Source organism: Exiguobacterium sp. SH0S1, assembly GCF_004337165.1.
Lineage (GTDB): Bacteria > Bacillota > Bacilli > Exiguobacteriales > Exiguobacteriaceae > Exiguobacterium > Exiguobacterium aurantiacum_A.
The window spans coordinates 628,882-644,455 of the sequence record NZ_SJVC01000001.1; the positions used below are offsets into that span (position 1 = coordinate 628,882).

The following is a 15,574-nucleotide window of genomic DNA, read 5'->3' on the forward strand; positions in this document are numbered from 1 at the left end:
CTAGTGAAAAAATAAGGGGGAGACTGAGATGAACTTGAAAGTGGATTGGCAACAAGGGATGGCGTTTCAAACAACGACTCCTTCCGGTCATAGCGTGACACTCGATGCGGCGCCGGATGTCGGGGGATTGGATACGGGGCCACGGCCGACCGAGATGTTGCTGCACGCCACGGCGGCCTGTACGGGCATCGATATCGTTTCGATTTTGCACAAGATGCGCCTGCCGCTCGAACGGTTCGGGATGGAAGTCGACGCGGTGCGGGCGACCGAGCACCCGATGCGGTTCACGACGATCCATATTTTATATGTACTCGAAGGGGAGATGCCGGAGGAACGGGTCCGCCGTGCCATCGAACTGTCCGTCGATCGCTATTGCTCAGTATCGCATAGCTTGAACGCGACTTTGACGTATAGTTATCAATTGAACGGGGGCGACGTCATCCCGTTCCGATGACATCGCTCAGGCAAGATGGTTGAAATCGGTCGAACGTCTCCGTTATATTGGTATTTCAAATACTGCATAAATAAAGGAGGACGTTATGATTCGACTCGCGACGAAACGCGATGCTAAACACATCGCGCACCTAATCGAACAACGAGCCGTAGCGCTTAATGAAACAGGAAGTGACCAGTGGACGGAATATTTGGAGCTAGATTTGTTAGAACGCGTGCGAACCGACATTGCGACGGGAAGTGTGTACGTGTATGAACAACATGGCTTTGTCTTGGCCTCGATCGCCTTGCTTCCTCCGGATGAATGGGATCACAATTTATGGGAAGATGGCGAGCGCGGTCAATACATCCATCGCATCGTCGTCAGTGAGCAATTGAAAGGCCGTGGCGTCGGTCAACAGCTGATGCAACATGTGCTCCGCGAAGCTGATGGTAACGAGCCGATCCGTCTCGACTGTGTCGCCGACAACGAGTTTTTGAACGAGTATTATCCACGTTTTGGTTTCGTTTACGTCGATTCACGTAACGGATACAACACGTTTGAATATGGTTTGGATGAAAGTGTCAGTGCGTGAGGGGTCAATGTACCCCTTTTTTTGTTACAATGAATCATGAAGAAACAAAGGAGGAATAGATATGATCAACACTATATTGGTCGGTTTCGGCTTCTCGGCTACAACGTTCCACCTGCCATTTTTGACGACGCTCGAGGAATTCAACATCACTGGGGTCGTCTCCTCTAGACCGGATGACGTCCGTGCCGTGCTCCCTGATGTGGACGTATACGCGACGCTCGAAGAAGCGATTTCGACCGATGCGACGCTGTTCGTGATCACGACACCGTCGAACTTACATAAAGACATGGTAACGACGTGTCTCGACGCAAACAAAGACGTCCTCGTCGAGAAGCCTGCGTTCCTAACGTCTGAGGAAGGGGAATCCCTCATCGCCCTCGAGAAGACGCGTGACGGGATCGTCAACGTGTTCCACAACCGACGCATGGACGGAGATTTCTTGACGGTGGCGTCACTGCTCGAATCAAACCGAATCGGAGACTGGAAAGTGTATGAATCACGCTTTGACCGGTTCCGTCCGCTTGTCCGGGACAGATGGCGTGAGAACGCAGGTCCTGGGTCTGGTATTTTGTTCGACCTCGGCAGTCATTTGATCGATCAGGCGCTCGTATTGTTCGGCGAACCGGACCACGTCTCAGCAGACGTCATGGTCCAACGAGACGGCGGACAGTCAGATGACGGCTTCAACGTGACGCTGCACTACGGTGAGAAGCGCGTCTATTTACGATCGAACCCGTTCGTCGCCGTTGAAGCGCCTCGCTTTGAAGTCCACGGTACGGCAGGCAGCTTTATCAAATACGGTCTCGACCCGCAAGAGGCCGCGCTCCGAGACGGTGCGATCGAAGCGGGTGTCCGTGAGACGGGGACGCTCGTTGTAAATGAGCCGCAAACGATTGAAATCGAGCCGGGGCGTTATTTGGCATTTTATCGCCAGCTCGCTGACAGTTATTCGACGCGACGGCCGGTCGTTTCCCTCGAGGCCGCTTTGTTGACGACGCGTGTGATCGAACTTGCGCGGCAATCGTCTCGAACGCAAACAACGTTATCGTTTGAATAACGAAAAAGCAGGAAGTCCGCGAATTGGACTTCCTGCTTTTTCATGCGGCTTCCTCTTCAGGATTTGCCATCTTTTCCGTATGTCGAACGATCGGGAAATTGCTGAACAGTTTGCTGCCGATGAGACCGGCGATGATGCCGACGGCGAACACGATGATTGCCGTCACCGTCACCGTCTGCCAGTCATTAAAGCCATACATGACGAGCAGTCCCGGGATACCGGCGGCAGACCCAGGTGCGTTGTTCACCATTCCGGTCATCGCGACGATGAGTCCGGCGATGGCACCACCGACAAAGTTGACGCTATAGATTGGGATCGGATTCGCCGAGATGAGGTCGGCTTGTGTGAGCGGTTCGATCGCGACCGAAAGTTGGTCTTTCTTCGAGCCGATGTTCAATCGCTTAAAGAGTAAATAGTTCATCGAAATCGACGCCGTCAAGGCAAGGGCCGCGATTGCCATCGGGACACCGGTCAGACCGAGCATCGCCGTGAGCGCCATCGAACTGAGCGGTGATGTCGAGACGACCGTGACGATTCCGCCAAGGACGAGTCCCATCACAATCGGATTTTGCGTCGCTGCGAGCTCGATGACCGCCCCGATTTGAGCGAGCGTGTTCGAGACGAGCGGATCGACACCGATGGCGACGAGACGGGCGAGCGGTGCCATGACGATGACGTAAAAAATCATGTCGACACCGGCCGGGAGGTGCCGGTCGAGCTTGCCGCCGAGTAAGGCGAGGACGTACCCTGCGAAAAAGCCGGGGAGAATCCCGAAGCCTGACACGGACAAACCGAGCATCAACGCGTAGACCGGGTTCATGCCGAGCGCAATCGCGACAAGTGCTGCTGCCGCAGGTCCCGACAGCGCACCGGCAGCTTGGCCGACTTCTTCATATAAAGGGAGCGGCAGTAACCCACCGATCGCGTAGGCGTTGAACGCTTCGACGAGGAAGCTCGCGATTGCGGCGCCGGCGAGTGCTCCCATCGCTTTCATCCCGAACGGTGCTTTGTAACTGAATAACGTGAACAAGGCGAGAATCAACAGCAACAGGGCGATCCCTTGAATAATGACCATACGTGTACCTCTTTCTCTCTGTTTTATTTTCTCTATAGTTAACCATTCAGACCGTTATGTAAAGCCATTTCATCCATCTGACACGACTTTTTTGGATGGGAGCGTTTCCAAATGAAAAACGAGGCAAATGTGAACGGTTTTTTTGAAAAAGTTGTGAAAATGTGTCGTCTGATGTGTCAGGAAGCCGTGGAGTGGGAACATAAAAGAGATAGATTTTCATATAGGATCGACCAAGGAGGAGTAGAGATGCAAATGGAGAACAAAAATTGGCACGCACTCGAACCGGAAGAGGTGAGGAGTAGTCTTGAGACAGACGTAGACAACGGGCTGTCGAAGCAAGAAGTGTCGAGTCGGCAAGAACAGTTCGGGAAGAACGTTCTGCCGGAAAAGGAAAAGACACCTGAAATCATAAAATTTTTGAGACAGTTCAATGACATTCTTGTGTACGTCCTGATCGGTGCGGCCGTCGTCACTGGCTTTTTAGGTGAGTATATCGATACGATCGTCATCGCGCTCGTCGTCACGATCATTGCCGTCGTCGGCTATTTGCAAGAAAACAAGGCTGAACAGGCGCTTGAAGGGATTAAAAAACTGCTCGAGACGAAAGCAAGCGTTATCCGAGACGGCAAACAGATTCAAATCGAATCGAGCGAACTCGTCGTCGGAGACCTTTTGGTGCTCGCCGCCGGTGACAAAGTGCCGGCCGATGCGCGAGTCATTCTAGCCGAGAAGTTCAAAGTCGAAGAATCGGCTTTGACAGGTGAAGCGACGACGGTCGAGAAGAAAATTCAAGTCGTGGCGGAAGATGCTGTCCTCGGTGACCGGAAAAACATGATTTATTCAGGAACGAGTATAGCGACGGGCAGCGCGAAAGCGATCGTCACGTCGATCGGTGAAGGGACGGAGCTCGGTCAAATCAACGCATCGATCGCTGAAGTCGAGACGGTGAAGACACCGCTCATCCGTCAGACGACGAAATTCGGTCAAACGGTCTCGATTGCGATCCTTGTGATCTCGGTCATCATTTACGCGTTCGGCTACTTTGTACGTGATTTCGATCCAATCGAACTGATGCTGACAACGATCGGGTTAGCGGTCGCAGCGATTCCGGAAGGTCTCCCTGCCGTCATCTCGATTATTCTCGCACTTGGTGTTCGTAACATGGCCGAGAAGAAAGCGATCGTTCGTAGTCTACCGTCCGTCGAGACGTTAGGGGCGGTCTCTGTCATCTGTACCGATAAGACAGGTACGCTGACGAAAAACGAGATGACCGTCAAGCAAGTCGTCACGGCGAAGCACGATATCGAAGTGTCAGGCGGCGGATACGCTCCAGATGGTGACCTCGAACAAAACGGTCAACCGTTCGACCTCGATGACGACGAGTCGATGATCGATCTGCTCACGGTCGGGAAGACGTGTAATGATGCCCAATTGTATGAAGAAAACGGCGAATGGGTCATCAATGGCGACCCGACAGAAGCTTGCTTGCTCACGCTCGCCGAAAAAGCGGAGCGACCGATTGAACGGCTGAAAGTCATCTCGAAAATCCCGTTCGATTCGGAGTATAAGTACATGGCGACGCTCGTCGACTATAAAGATGAGCGGATGATCTTCATCAAAGGGGCGCCAGACCGCCTGTTCGATATGGCTGAAGATACGGAATTTGACCGCACCTATTGGGATGAGAAACGTAAAGAGATCGCCGACCGCGGACAACGTGTCCTCGGTGGCGGATTCAAACGGGTCGATCGCTCGAAAGAGACGGTCGACCATGAGGACGTCCAATCCGGTATCACGTTCCTTGGTTTGTACGGAATCGTCGATCCACCACGTCCAGAGGCGATTGAAGCCGTCGCGGCGTGCCGTGACGCCGGTATCCGCATCAAGATGATCACGGGTGACCATAAAGACACAGCCGTCGCCATCGCCCGTGAACTCGGCATGGAAGTCGAAGGCGCACTTGAAGGGAAAGAATTGACGAACATGTCGGACGAGGAGATCAAAGAAGCGTCGGTTCATAACGATGTGTTCGCACGGACGAGCCCAAATGATAAGCTGCGTCTCGTCAAAGGATTGCAGCAAAACGGGCTCATCACATCGATGACCGGTGACGGTGTCAACGATGCCCCGGCCTTGAAACGGGCCGACATCGGTGTCGCGATGGGTATCAAAGGGACCGAAGTCGCAAAAGAGGCGTCGCAGATGGTCCTCGTCGACGACAACTTCAAAACGATTTACAACGCGGTGCGTGAAGGCCGCCGTGTATACGACAACTTGAAGAAGACGATCTTGTTCTTGCTCCCGACGAACGGTGGACAAGCGCTCCTCGTCGCGATGAGCATCTTGCTCGGTGCCGCGGCACCGCTCAGTCCGGTCCAAATCCTTTGGGTCAACATGGTCGTTGCCATCACGCTGTCACTCGCGATCGCCTTCGAACCGCTCGAAGAGAGCACGATGAAACGTCCGCCGCGTCCGGCGAACGTCCCGCTGTTGAGTCGCTATTACGTGTTCCGGATCATCTTCGTCTCGATCTTGATCGGGGGAGGCAGCTTGATCATCAACTACATGTTAGCTGATTTTGATTTCTCGACTGCGAAGCTGCAGACGATCACACTCAATACGATCGTCATGGCCCAGTTGTTCCACTTGTATAACTGTCGGACCGAACTCGCTCCGGCGTTTAACCGGCACTTTTTCGATAACAAGATTGCGTTTATCGTATCGGCACTATTGATTGCACTTCAACTGTTCATCACGTACGTGCCGTTTATGCACACGTTGTTCGGGACAGCGGCACTTGATTTGAATGATTGGATCTATCCGGTCGTCTTCGGTGCCATCGTCTTCGTCATCGTCGAGATTGAAAAAGCGATCTCACGTCGTGTCATCGGCAATAAAGACATACACTGATGTTTCGACTCTTAATCGATGTGGAATTAGTCCACTATGACAGAGGAGGGATGCTCAATGAAACGTGACGAATCGCAACCTGGGGTTCACCCAGACCCGATGCCAGACGATGAGTCTGATCCGGCGAAAAAACCGGCTCCGACGCAACATCCAGATCCGGACCCGGAAGAAGATAACGAGGAGTCATAACGCACGTCGATGACTCGAACGATAAAAAGGCGACTTTCCCATTCAATCGGGAAGGTCGCCTTTGCTGTGGGTCACTTTTTCGGTGCGACCACACGATACTCGTTCATTTTATCAAACTCTTTTTCATTGAAGTATTCGACGACGACGAAGTCACCGACCGGGCATTCCCACCGGTCTTTCGCGACTTGGCACTCTTTGAGCGTCACTTTCTCGTCGAACATGTCGAGCTCTAACGTATCTTTGAGGAATTGTTCAGCCTGTTTGTCGGCGATTTTGAAATACTCGCTTAGGATGACGTCTTCTCCCTTGTCGTTCGTGTGTGTCATTACTTTAAAAAATCTCATTGGATTTGACCCTTCTTTCTCTAGATAAACTCTCGCTCTAGTATAAAGGAAAGAGTGGGTTTTGGGAAACCCACTCTCAAGTACAACATCAAACCACTTTCGGCCGTCGCGGCGGCGCCTCGTTGAACGGTTGCTTATGACGAATGATGAGCCAAAACAATAGACCGAATAACGGGATGTACGGGAGCGGCCACAAGCTCATCTTATAGCGCTTCGCATCTCGGGTCATCAATGTCATTTGGACGAAGGCGAGCAAAAAGAAATCGACCGTCATCGTGCGGACGAATTGATTCTGTTCGACGTATGACCAATACTGTGCGACATTCCCAGTCATCGCGGCAGCGATGAATAAACCGATCGTGACGAGGAGCAACACGACCCCGAGCAGTCTCGTCGGCAACGGCTTGATTGGCGTCGGGTAGGGCGACTGCCGTGCGAACGCGAGATACGGAGCGATGATGAATCCTCCGACGACGAAACCGGTTGCTGCCGGTAGGAGTGGATTCGGCCGCAGTTGGTTCACTTCCGACCAAAGCAGCGGGAACAGCGCGAGCGGGTAGACGCCTAGCACGCTAAAGAGGGATAAAGAATATCCTTCATAGGCATCGGTATTGTACGTCAGGAAGTCGAGCAAGAACCGGCTCGAGAACGGGGTGTTGGGACCAAGTAGCGCGATCGCGATCGCGGCGGCCCAAGGAATCAATAAAAATTTTCTAGTCATGGCTACACCTCTAATCTGTCTCTGTTGTCATTAGTATACCCTGTTATCGGACGAACAAAAAATGAGAAGTGTCTGACGACACGTTCTCATTGGTTCTCTCTTGCATAAGCTTTGATCATCGTCACGAGCTGTTGGGCTTCTTCTGAATTCGCTTCAAGACGGATCCCGTAATCGTACATGCTTCCTATTTGACTGCGGTGACGGACGTGACCAGTCAACTCGATTGACTGGATGAGCGGGACGAGGTCGAGCACGACCTGAACTTTCAGCCCTTCCGACAGCGGGAACAAGTAGTCGCAGCGCAACTTCAAGCCGTGGGCACTAATGTTGAGCAGCATGCCTTCACCGTCATGCAACTCCTTATCTTCCCATACGAGGCGGTAGGGGATGAAACGGGGGTTCGGTAAAATGTAGCGGAACGTTTCTTGTCGGCGATAACGCATCGGTTCACCTCATTTCTCTTCTAGATTATCGGTTCGGTTCCACCATTTTTGAAGCGTTGGACCGCCAAATTTTCGGGAAGCACGGTTTACAGAATCGTAAGCGCTTTCTATAATGAGGATAAAGGTTTGGTTTAAGGAGGGGATCGCGTGAACGTGTCTGATTTACTCCGACGTTACTCGATTGACGAACCAATCATCTATGTGAAGAACCTGCACGGGCAGTGGGTCAAGCTCGAACATCTGCCGCCCTACACCATACTTGAGGTCGAGACGACGGACGAGACCATCGAAGCGCTCGCTATCGACGCTTACATGGCGCTCACTGTTTGTCGGGAGACGTCGTCACTCGAAGATGCGCGGCCTTACGCGGTGCGTCTGCAAATTCGAGAAAAAACCGCAACCCGTTGAGGTTGCGGTTTTTTATTTAGGCTGCTTTTTCCGTCTCGTCGTCTTGTGGTTCGGTCCGTTTCGCATAATACATGAACGGCGTGGCCATCCAAGCGATGATGAACTTCGCGACATACGTCGTGACGAAGATGTTCCACCAGATATCCCATTCCATTCCCCAAAAGGCGATCGTACAGAACGTGAGCGTATCGATCAACTGTGAGACGACCGTCGATCCAGTCGTCCGGAGCCACAGTTTCTTCTCACCCGTTTTCGCCCGAATCTTCGAATAGATGAAGACGTCGAACAGTTGCGAGACGAGGTACGCCGCGAGACTGCCGAGCGTGATGAGCGGGAGCATCGAGAACAACGCCTTGAAGCTCTCATGCATGTAGAGCGCTTCTTCGAACGGTTCGTAAAGCAAGGCGAACTGCATGAGTACCGTCGAGACGATCAAGATGAAGAAGCCGAGCCAGACGCCTTTGCGGGCGGCGTGACGGCCATGTTTCTCGTTCAAGATGTCTGTCGCTAAATAAAGGGAACCGTAGACGATGTTCCCGAGTGTGAAGATGAAACCACCAATCACAATCTGCTGCGTCACTTGGATGTTGGCGACGACCGAGGCCATCGCGATCCAGGCGTACAGTCCGACCCGTCCGAACAGTTTATAGCTGAGGACGAGCAGACCGAGCGTGAGCAGGGCAGAAGGGATCCATAACCATTCATTCAGCATCTGTCATGCTCCTTCCGAAAAATCATTCAATTCAACTTTTCAAGTTTATAGAGGAACCGGAGACGTGTCAAGACAGTTTCCATGACTGTAAGAAAAAAGCCCTCACCCGAGTTTGGATGAGAGCAGCCTATGTAGTTGATATAATGTCACACACCACTTAGATAAATAGCGATGCCTTTTATGGTCGATGACATGCTATTCAATTGGGTCCGGGCTTCTTCCCAAAATGACCAATCGTCAGCTTCTAAAAAATGCGTCAACGCCTCACTCACGGATGTGAATTCGTTCAATACGTTGGTCAGTCCTTCACGGTCGATTCCTGATACGTCAGATGACACAAGGTGGTCAAGCGCCGGAAGAATTTCATCAATATCGGCACGGATTGATTCAAGCTCTTCCCGGTTACTGTCGATTTGAGTAGAGATTTCTTCGAGCGGATGGTCTTCACAAGACGTCCCACAGGCGAAGGTGGATTGCTCGGATTGACGCAGCGCACCGAGCGTATCACTGCTCAATGACTGGAGATAGCCTAAAAATATCGAGACTTCTTTTTCGGTCGGGACAGGTTCAGAGAAGGGTTGCGTCTCGGATACATCGATTACGACATTTTCATTCCTTTGGGCTGAGTCAGACGCACGATCTGTCGTCTGTTCAGAACAAGCGGCCAATAAGGTGACGGCAGCAAGTAAGATGGGGATATGTTTCATATCTAGTCTCCTTTATATATGTATTTACCCATTATACCATTTATTGGGATATTCAAATGAGCTAGAGACCATAAAAAGCACTTTCTCAAGGGTTTGAGAAAGTGCTTTTTATGGTCCATGACACGGAATTCGTTTGATGCCTCCGACGAGAATCGAACTCGTGCTGCAGCATTACCATTTCTATTTTGGGAAAACATAGGGACGGAACGAAATCGAACGATACGTCAACCACGCTGATTCTAGTGAAATCGCTGTAAGAATTTGGTGAACAAAATTGTGAATCCACCTGTGCATTCGAGGTAAGTGTGCACAAAATTGTGCACGAAATCAGTAGTTTTACTTAGCGTGGGACTGTGTATACTTCGGTTGCATACATCTTTTCTATCAAAAGATTTGCTTCTTCCATCTTGTCCCAAGCTTCTTGCCATGTTGCCCAATCGTTATGGGTCATAAGGAGGGAGATATACTCACTCATCCGTTCCATGTCCTTGACGAGTATGTCGCGCTCTTCGAAGTCGATATTCGGCGAACTGCCTTCCGGGATATCTTTCAGTGAGCGGGCGAAGTCGTAAAGGGTGTGGTCTAACTCGAAAACTTCTTGATTCATTGGTTCAAGCTGAAGTCCCCAATCGCTACCTGGCACGTCAGGACATACTTTGCCGCATACCCGACTCATTGAGGAAGCGTCTCGCATGGTGGCAATGCCATTTTCGAGCGTGAGACCGATCGCTGTGAAGAAGTCGGCTTCGGCTTGTGTGCTGGCAAATGGATAAGGTATGTCGGATTCTGTAGATTTTTCTACAGGCGCCTCTTCATCAACTTTTGTCTCTGGATCTGATTTGATTGAGGATGACTGTGCAACGAGAGTAAACGTCGCGCGAGTCACGCTCAAATACTCGCCAGATTGTACTTCCACGTACTCCGTACAGTCAAATAACGAGTTCGAGAGGATGCCGCCGTCCGACGACATATCGTCCTTCACCTCGTAATAGCCGCGATAGTCCGACTCGACGGCCGCAAGCTTGTACTCGCCCGCTGGGATGTCGGCACCCACCTTATATGTTCCCGGTCCATACACGCCCTCTGGCAACGTCTCGCCACTCGTATCGGCGACGACTGGGCCTTGTTGTGAGGCGGGACTTTTCGGAACGTTCGGTTCGAAGTAGAACAGCGCGAACATCAAGATGACCGAGGCGGCGAGCGTCAGGTCGATTCTCCGCGTGGTCCGCTTATATTTGTTCTTTCTTTCAACGGTGTCCATATACTCGTTCTTGCGTTTCCTGAAGTCATGCCGGGCGATGCCGGCGATCACTCCCGCGATGAGGACGACACCCATCAGTCCATTGAATAGATTTTCCATCATCTAAACTCCTTTCGAATCATCACGTATATTGTAGCACCTATACTACATATACCAATATTCGTTAAATGAAGTATCTAATTGTAATTAGACACCAATATGTAATTTTAATGGCGGTTTCGAAATAATAATGTTGTCTATTTTCGGAAGCAGCCGAAAGTGGATCGAGAAATCGGTTATAATATCACTTGAAAGGTGGGGGGAATATGAAAAATATATCAGCAGTGATTTTATTGTGTTGCTCTTTATGGATGACAATTTATTTGTATGGAGAATATGCTATTAGTTCTGTTAAATTTAATCCTTCTTTAGTAACATTCCCAGTAGCACTTTTTATATTGTCTATCATATTCTTTTTCACTTCTAAAGAAAGCTATCAAGCTAAAGAAAACAAATTGAATGACTAGTTAAGAGTTTAGAAAAGATTAGAGAATGCATCAAATGAGCAAATAAGCGTCCTTAGGGGCGTTTTTTGTCGTCTGTCAAAGTTACATTCATGGCTACAATTCAATACGTGACATCGCATTACAAAGAGGTCACGTATAAGCAAATAATAATGTCGTTCCAGAAACAGACGGCCGATACGTTTTGGATGTTGATGGACGAACATTCTGTCAGGGATATCTGATTCATTCGACATCAATCGGAATCGTTCGACAAACGCCAAGTGTGCACAAACTGTCCACGGATAAATAAAAGGCACCTCCTGCAAGATACAGGAAGTGCCGTGAACCGCTTGGTTGAGCGGTATTCTTGATGCCTCCGACGAGAATCGAACTCGTGCTGCAGCATTACCATTGCTGAGGTCTGCCACTAACCTACAGAGGCGTTACAACTAGTATGTTACACAGTCTCGATTGAAAATTCAAGCTTTTTTAGAATAATAAGACCCCCGTTCTTCTCTTGATGAGAAGAGCGAGGGTCAAACAAATCATGCTTACTTCGTCCGGACCCAAACAGCTCCAGCCGAATTGTCTTTCGCTTCGCCGACGACGTCGACGACGAGTCCGTATTGTGGAAGCTTACGGCCCGCATCCGGGATGAGCGGGTTGATGTACGTATTGGCGTCATTGAACTGTTTCACGCCAGATTGCGCCTTGTAGTCGTAAATTCCGCGGCTCGGAGAATCGAGGTACCAAGCGAGCGTTTTGTCTAAACTGAACGCGGCGTCCGCGATTTGGTAGCGCGTGCTGCCTGAGACCGTCTCCGCTCCGTTCAAGTTACCGACGATCGCCTCTGGATGTGAGTCGACGACTCCGAGGAAACCTTCACCCGGGTGGATACCGACCCAGTTGTCCGAGAACGAGTCATCGGCATACCAGACGACGAGACCGGTGTTGTACTTGACGCCACGGCCGTTCAAGAGACCCGTGTCAGCGCCTGCGTGGTTACGCCATTCGAGGTAGTAGTAGTGCGGTTTCGTGTCATAACCGTCCGACTTGACGAAGCCGTCGAGCGTGACCGCCTCAGCACCTTCCGCGTCATCTGCGAGAAGCGTCTGCCCGCCTGACGTGATCGCCAAGTTGTCGAGGGCGAATCCTTCAAGGGCGAGACCGCCGTCTGTCACGTATTCGAAGACGATCTGGACGTCTTGACCGGCGAACTGTGACAAGTCGTACGATTTGTTAACCCAAGCGCCGTTCGTCGACTCGGCGTCATTTCCGGTGTTGTCGTCACCGTAGACGTCAAGGACGACTTCTTTGCCGCCGCTCAGTGCTTTGACGTACAAGTAGTCGTAATCATATTCGATCTCGAACCGTGTATCGAAGGCGAGTGTGCCGTCAGCACTGAGCTTGACGCTTGGTGTCACGAGTTCAGTGTGCAAGTTATCACCCTTTGTCGAGTAGTAGTAGTACTGTCCGAACTCAGGTTCAATACCTTTCACTTTCTTGTCCGGAAGGTTCACTTTCAACAACCCTGGGTTGTTCGATTTCGTCACCGATTGATCGAGTTTCGAGACGAAACCTTGCTGGGTGATGTCTTCAAGATCGACTTCCGTGATGTTGGCCCAGTTGCCGCCCATCAATTTTTGGAAGTATTCCTTGTTTTGTGGCGAGAAGCTCGTCGGCTCTGTTCCTGCCACTTTACCAGCCCAGCTGCCGCCGCTCATGATCGACCATGATTGGACCGGCTCGCCTTGGCCTGTGTACTGCGTGTCATATTCGTCAGGAAGACCGAGGTCATGACCGAATTCGTGGGCGAATACGCCGACCGCTCCGTCTTCAGGTTGGATCGTGTAATCGTATGCGGCCATTTTACCGCCCCAATACGGGACGTCAGCCGTCGTGTTCTCAACACCATATACGCCATCCAGTACCCAACGGTGTGACCAGACCGCGTCGTCACCGAGGACACCGCCGCCCGCTTCTTGGCCGGTACCAGCATGAATGATCATCAAGTGGTCGACCAAGCCATCTGGTTCGTTGAAGTCGCCGTCGCCGTCGAGGTCATACAAGTCATACTCATCGTATTCGGCGAGGTCCATTCCTGAGGCGACTGCCGCATTCAACGTGTCTTTGACGAGTTGACGGGGACCTGGACCGATGTTGTCATTCCCGCCGGCCGGGTTGTCACCGCCATAGTCTTTCGCCGTACCCGGTACGGTCAACCAATCAGAGACGGTACCGTCGACAGTGTAGCTGCCGCCGGACTGTTCTTCATAATACTGCTTGAACGTCTGAACTTTTTCGCCGTTGAACAGTTCGAACGACTTATCACCGAACATATACTGCTCGTAGTGTTCTTTGCTGAAATTGTCGCTATACATATAACCGGGATCTTGGACGACGTTGTTATGTTTGAAGTCGCTGTACTCGACGAGGAGGACGAGCACTTTGTCTTCACGGACCGCACCGTTATAGCCCGTTGCTTTGGCCGGATCGACTTTGATTTGGCCATTCGGTTTGCCTTTTCGATAGTTGCCTTGCCCTTTTTTCGCTTTGTCGAGGAGACGTTTCGATTCTTTTTCGAATTGGTTATGTATCTTCTCTTTCGCTTTCACCGCTTTGTCATTCAATTTGTCATCATGTTTGTGGTCGTGGGCATCTTGCGCTGTACCTTGTTTCTTTTTAATATACACATCGACGGCTTTCTGTCGCTCTTTCGTTGAAAGCCCTTTTTTGATGACGCCACGCTTTTCGAGCGCTTTGGCGAGTCGATCCTCATCGATGATGTTGTGATCGAATGGGGCAGTATTTGTTGCGGTTGGTAACGGTGAAGCGGCAAGTGGAGCGGCACCGACGGCCGGGATCGCACTGACGCTCATGACCGATGTCAGCGCGACGGCGAGCGTCGTACGACGGATGGAACGTTTTTTCATTTGGACTGACCTCCTGTAAAAATAATGGGAAATTGTGTGAGCTTGATGTAAACGTTAAACTTGTGTCTGATTAATGTCAATATTCAGAAAATAACAATTATGAAAAATAAGAAAAAAGAGACTTTCGTCCCGATTAAGTCAAAATACCTAATCCGAACGAGTCTCTCAGTCGATATATCCATAATGGAACTTCGAAGTTTTGCGTGAAAGTCGCTTAAATCCATACTTTTCGAATGCCGGGCTCTCAAAATGTGCTTTTAGGACAATTCTGTTTTTCGCAACGCGTTTGGCTTCTGAAATCAGTTCATCTGACAACTGCGCTTCGTTTGCCAACGCTCGTAACGGGTTCAGATGAACTGATTCTGAAATCGTTTTTTCGAACATCGGATCGAAATAGACGACCTCAAATTCGTCATCCGCACAATTTTTCAAATAAGTGAGGGCGTCGGTCCAAACGACCTCGATGCGTCGCATCGCTTCATTCAAAGCGTTCTCTTTCTCTTCCCAGACCGACATGCCTTCTTTGACGAGTGTCGCTGTGATGAATTCGCTCTCGAGGCCGACGACGCGACCGCTCGGGCCGACGGCGTGGCTCATGACGATACTGTCGGAACCGAGTCCGAGTGTACAATCGAGCACGCGGTCTCCGAGTTGAAGGTCGGCCGCATCGATCAGTGGGTCGTTGCCATCACGAAGCAGTTGCTTGACACGGAAGACCGAGCTTGATGGATGGAAGAAGAACGGCTCTTTGGCGCCGAGCGGCGTATACTCAACGCGGCGCTTATCGAAAACGAGGACGGCGGCACCGTGCCGGCTCATCAACGTCTCGATTGAATGCTTTCGCCGCGAGACGAACGGCACATCGTGTAGCAATGAGTGCTCGTTTGCCTTATGAATGATTGCTTCAGTCGGCCGTAGACAAGTTGTGACGATATACATCATTTAATCTCCTTACTTAAAAAATGAGACGCGGTGGCGTCTCATTTTTTCTTACTGAGTAGATCTGACAACTCGTCGATGAGCGCCTTGTTCGAGGCGAGTTCTTTCTTTTTCTCATCGTTCGGGTTGATCGGACGTTTCGAGCGGGTTTGGAGCGCTTCGAGCGTCTCATCGATCGACGTTTTGAGCGTATCACGATCTTCTGGCTTAAGTGACGCTTCTTGTGGGCTCTCACCACTCGCATCAAGTTCGCGTAAGCGTACCATCAATTGTTTCGCTTCACGATTCAAATCGGATAACAATCTGTCAATTTGTTCCAAACGAAGTTTAATACCATCACGTTCTGTGAACATATCTTTCAC

Annotated in this window: 16 protein-coding genes and 1 tRNA gene; 6 read left to right on the forward strand and 11 right to left on the reverse strand. The window is 50.8% G+C overall.

The features are described 5' to 3' along the window. The first annotated feature begins 58 nt into the window (after nucleotides 1-58). The 3 genes from EVJ20_RS03145 (at nucleotide 59) to EVJ20_RS03155 (ending at nucleotide 2,085) form a co-directional block, all read left to right on the forward strand. The gene (locus EVJ20_RS03145; RefSeq protein WP_370252266.1) at nucleotides 59-454 is read left to right on the forward strand and encodes an OsmC family protein; all 396 of its coding nucleotides are present in this window, start codon (nucleotides 59-61) and stop codon (nucleotides 452-454) included. Nucleotides 455-539: 85 nt separating this feature from the next. Next, a complete protein-coding gene (locus EVJ20_RS03150) occupies nucleotides 540-1,028 on the forward strand; it encodes a GNAT family N-acetyltransferase (RefSeq protein ID WP_071397441.1) in 489 nt (162 codons plus the stop codon). Nucleotides 1,029-1,089: 61 nt separating this feature from the next. Beyond that, nucleotides 1,090-2,085: a Gfo/Idh/MocA family oxidoreductase gene (locus EVJ20_RS03155; RefSeq protein ID WP_131507030.1), complete on the forward strand. Its 996-nt coding sequence runs from the start codon at nucleotides 1,090-1,092 to the stop codon at nucleotides 2,083-2,085. 40 nt (nucleotides 2,086-2,125) lie between these two features. On the opposite strand, the gene EVJ20_RS03160 is transcribed toward EVJ20_RS03155, so the two are convergent. Continuing rightward, on the reverse strand, nucleotides 2,126-3,160 hold the full coding sequence (locus tag EVJ20_RS03160; RefSeq protein ID WP_131489791.1) for a PTS sugar transporter subunit IIC: 1,035 nt from the start codon (nucleotides 3,158-3,160) through the stop codon (nucleotides 2,126-2,128). Nucleotides 3,161-3,406: 246 nt separating this feature from the next. Between EVJ20_RS03160 and EVJ20_RS03165 the strand changes: the two genes are divergently transcribed. Then, on the forward strand, nucleotides 3,407-6,070 hold the full coding sequence (locus EVJ20_RS03165; RefSeq protein ID WP_071397444.1) for a cation-transporting P-type ATPase: 2,664 nt from the start codon (nucleotides 3,407-3,409) through the stop codon (nucleotides 6,068-6,070). Nucleotides 6,071-6,127: 57 nt separating this feature from the next. Then, a complete protein-coding gene (locus EVJ20_RS15325; protein WP_016509559.1) occupies nucleotides 6,128-6,259 on the forward strand; it encodes a hypothetical protein in 132 nt (43 codons plus the stop codon). 71 nt (nucleotides 6,260-6,330) lie between these two features. On the opposite strand, the gene EVJ20_RS03170 is transcribed toward EVJ20_RS15325, so the two are convergent. From EVJ20_RS03170 to EVJ20_RS03180, 3 genes are all read right to left on the reverse strand, one after another. Beyond that, nucleotides 6,331-6,603 (reverse strand): hypothetical protein, encoded by a 273-nt coding sequence (locus EVJ20_RS03170; RefSeq protein WP_236633769.1) that lies wholly within the window; start codon nucleotides 6,601-6,603, stop codon nucleotides 6,331-6,333. A gap of 88 nt (nucleotides 6,604-6,691) precedes the next feature. Continuing rightward, on the reverse strand, nucleotides 6,692-7,324 hold the full coding sequence (locus EVJ20_RS03175; RefSeq protein ID WP_016509573.1) for a hypothetical protein: 633 nt from the start codon (nucleotides 7,322-7,324) through the stop codon (nucleotides 6,692-6,694). An 86-nt stretch (nucleotides 7,325-7,410) separates the two neighbouring features. Further along, nucleotides 7,411-7,767 (reverse strand): PilZ domain-containing protein, encoded by a 357-nt coding sequence (locus EVJ20_RS03180; protein ID WP_071397445.1) that lies wholly within the window; start codon nucleotides 7,765-7,767, stop codon nucleotides 7,411-7,413. 147 nt (nucleotides 7,768-7,914) lie between these two features. Here EVJ20_RS03180 and EVJ20_RS03185 point away from each other — a divergent pair, with 147 nt between their 5' ends. Then, nucleotides 7,915-8,175: a hypothetical protein gene (locus EVJ20_RS03185; RefSeq protein ID WP_233589672.1), complete on the forward strand. Its 261-nt coding sequence runs from the start codon at nucleotides 7,915-7,917 to the stop codon at nucleotides 8,173-8,175. A 16-nt stretch (nucleotides 8,176-8,191) separates the two neighbouring features. Here the strand turns inward: EVJ20_RS03185 and EVJ20_RS03190 are convergent, their stop codons facing one another. The 7 genes from EVJ20_RS03190 to EVJ20_RS03220 form a co-directional block, all read right to left on the reverse strand. After that, nucleotides 8,192-8,887 (reverse strand): queuosine precursor transporter, encoded by a 696-nt coding sequence (locus EVJ20_RS03190; RefSeq protein ID WP_070327311.1) that lies wholly within the window; start codon nucleotides 8,885-8,887, stop codon nucleotides 8,192-8,194. Nucleotides 8,888-9,033: 146 nt separating this feature from the next. Then, on the reverse strand, nucleotides 9,034-9,594 hold the full coding sequence (locus EVJ20_RS03195; protein ID WP_131507032.1) for a hypothetical protein: 561 nt from the start codon (nucleotides 9,592-9,594) through the stop codon (nucleotides 9,034-9,036). 340 nt (nucleotides 9,595-9,934) lie between these two features. Next, nucleotides 9,935-10,954: a hypothetical protein gene (locus tag EVJ20_RS03200; RefSeq protein ID WP_131507034.1), complete on the reverse strand. Its 1,020-nt coding sequence runs from the start codon at nucleotides 10,952-10,954 to the stop codon at nucleotides 9,935-9,937. 757 nt (nucleotides 10,955-11,711) lie between these two features. Continuing rightward, nucleotides 11,712-11,782 (reverse strand) — tRNA-Thr (locus EVJ20_RS03205). 109 nt (nucleotides 11,783-11,891) lie between these two features. Next, entirely contained in the window at nucleotides 11,892-14,273 is a 2,382-nt protein-coding gene (locus tag EVJ20_RS03210) for an immune inhibitor A domain-containing protein (protein WP_131507036.1), read from the reverse strand. A gap of 165 nt (nucleotides 14,274-14,438) precedes the next feature. Further along, entirely contained in the window at nucleotides 14,439-15,212 is a 774-nt protein-coding gene (locus EVJ20_RS03215; protein ID WP_236633497.1) for a class I SAM-dependent methyltransferase, read from the reverse strand. A gap of 41 nt (nucleotides 15,213-15,253) precedes the next feature. Continuing rightward, a complete protein-coding gene (locus EVJ20_RS03220; protein WP_070327307.1) occupies nucleotides 15,254-15,565 on the reverse strand; it encodes a hypothetical protein in 312 nt (103 codons plus the stop codon). Nucleotides 15,566-15,574: the final 9 nt, after the last annotated feature.

What these genes read in the sequence shown, in the direction of transcription:
- EVJ20_RS03145 (WP_370252266.1), top strand. Translation starts at nt 59, where the DNA reads ATGGCGTTTCAAACAACGACTCCTTCCGGTCATAGCGTGACACTCGAT.
- EVJ20_RS03190 (WP_070327311.1), bottom strand. Translation starts at nt 8,887, where the DNA reads ATGCTGAATGAATGGTTATGGATCCCTTCTGCCCTGCTCACGCTCGGT.
- EVJ20_RS03150 (WP_071397441.1), top strand. Translation starts at nt 540, where the DNA reads ATGATTCGACTCGCGACGAAACGCGATGCTAAACACATCGCGCACCTA.
- EVJ20_RS03215 (WP_236633497.1), bottom strand. Translation starts at nt 15,212, where the DNA reads ATGTATATCGTCACAACTTGTCTACGGCCGACTGAAGCAATCATTCAT.
- EVJ20_RS03170 (WP_236633769.1), bottom strand. Translation starts at nt 6,603, where the DNA reads ATGAGATTTTTTAAAGTAATGACACACACGAACGACAAGGGAGAAGAC.
- EVJ20_RS03180 (WP_071397445.1), bottom strand. Translation starts at nt 7,767, where the DNA reads ATGCGTTATCGCCGACAAGAAACGTTCCGCTACATTTTACCGAACCCC.
- EVJ20_RS03220 (WP_070327307.1), bottom strand. Translation starts at nt 15,565, where the DNA reads ATGTTCACAGAACGTGATGGTATTAAACTTCGTTTGGAACAAATTGAC.
- EVJ20_RS03165 (WP_071397444.1), top strand. Translation starts at nt 3,407, where the DNA reads ATGCAAATGGAGAACAAAAATTGGCACGCACTCGAACCGGAAGAGGTG.
- EVJ20_RS03160 (WP_131489791.1), bottom strand. Translation starts at nt 3,160, where the DNA reads ATGGTCATTATTCAAGGGATCGCCCTGTTGCTGTTGATTCTCGCCTTG.
- EVJ20_RS03195 (WP_131507032.1), bottom strand. Translation starts at nt 9,594, where the DNA reads ATGAAACATATCCCCATCTTACTTGCTGCCGTCACCTTATTGGCCGCT.
- EVJ20_RS15325 (WP_016509559.1), top strand. Translation starts at nt 6,128, where the DNA reads ATGAAACGTGACGAATCGCAACCTGGGGTTCACCCAGACCCGATGCCA.
- EVJ20_RS03200 (WP_131507034.1), bottom strand. Translation starts at nt 10,954, where the DNA reads ATGGAAAATCTATTCAATGGACTGATGGGTGTCGTCCTCATCGCGGGA.
- EVJ20_RS03210 (WP_131507036.1), bottom strand. Translation starts at nt 14,273, where the DNA reads ATGAAAAAACGTTCCATCCGTCGTACGACGCTCGCCGTCGCGCTGACA.
- EVJ20_RS03155 (WP_131507030.1), top strand. Translation starts at nt 1,090, where the DNA reads ATGATCAACACTATATTGGTCGGTTTCGGCTTCTCGGCTACAACGTTC.
- EVJ20_RS03175 (WP_016509573.1), bottom strand. Translation starts at nt 7,324, where the DNA reads ATGACTAGAAAATTTTTATTGATTCCTTGGGCCGCCGCGATCGCGATC.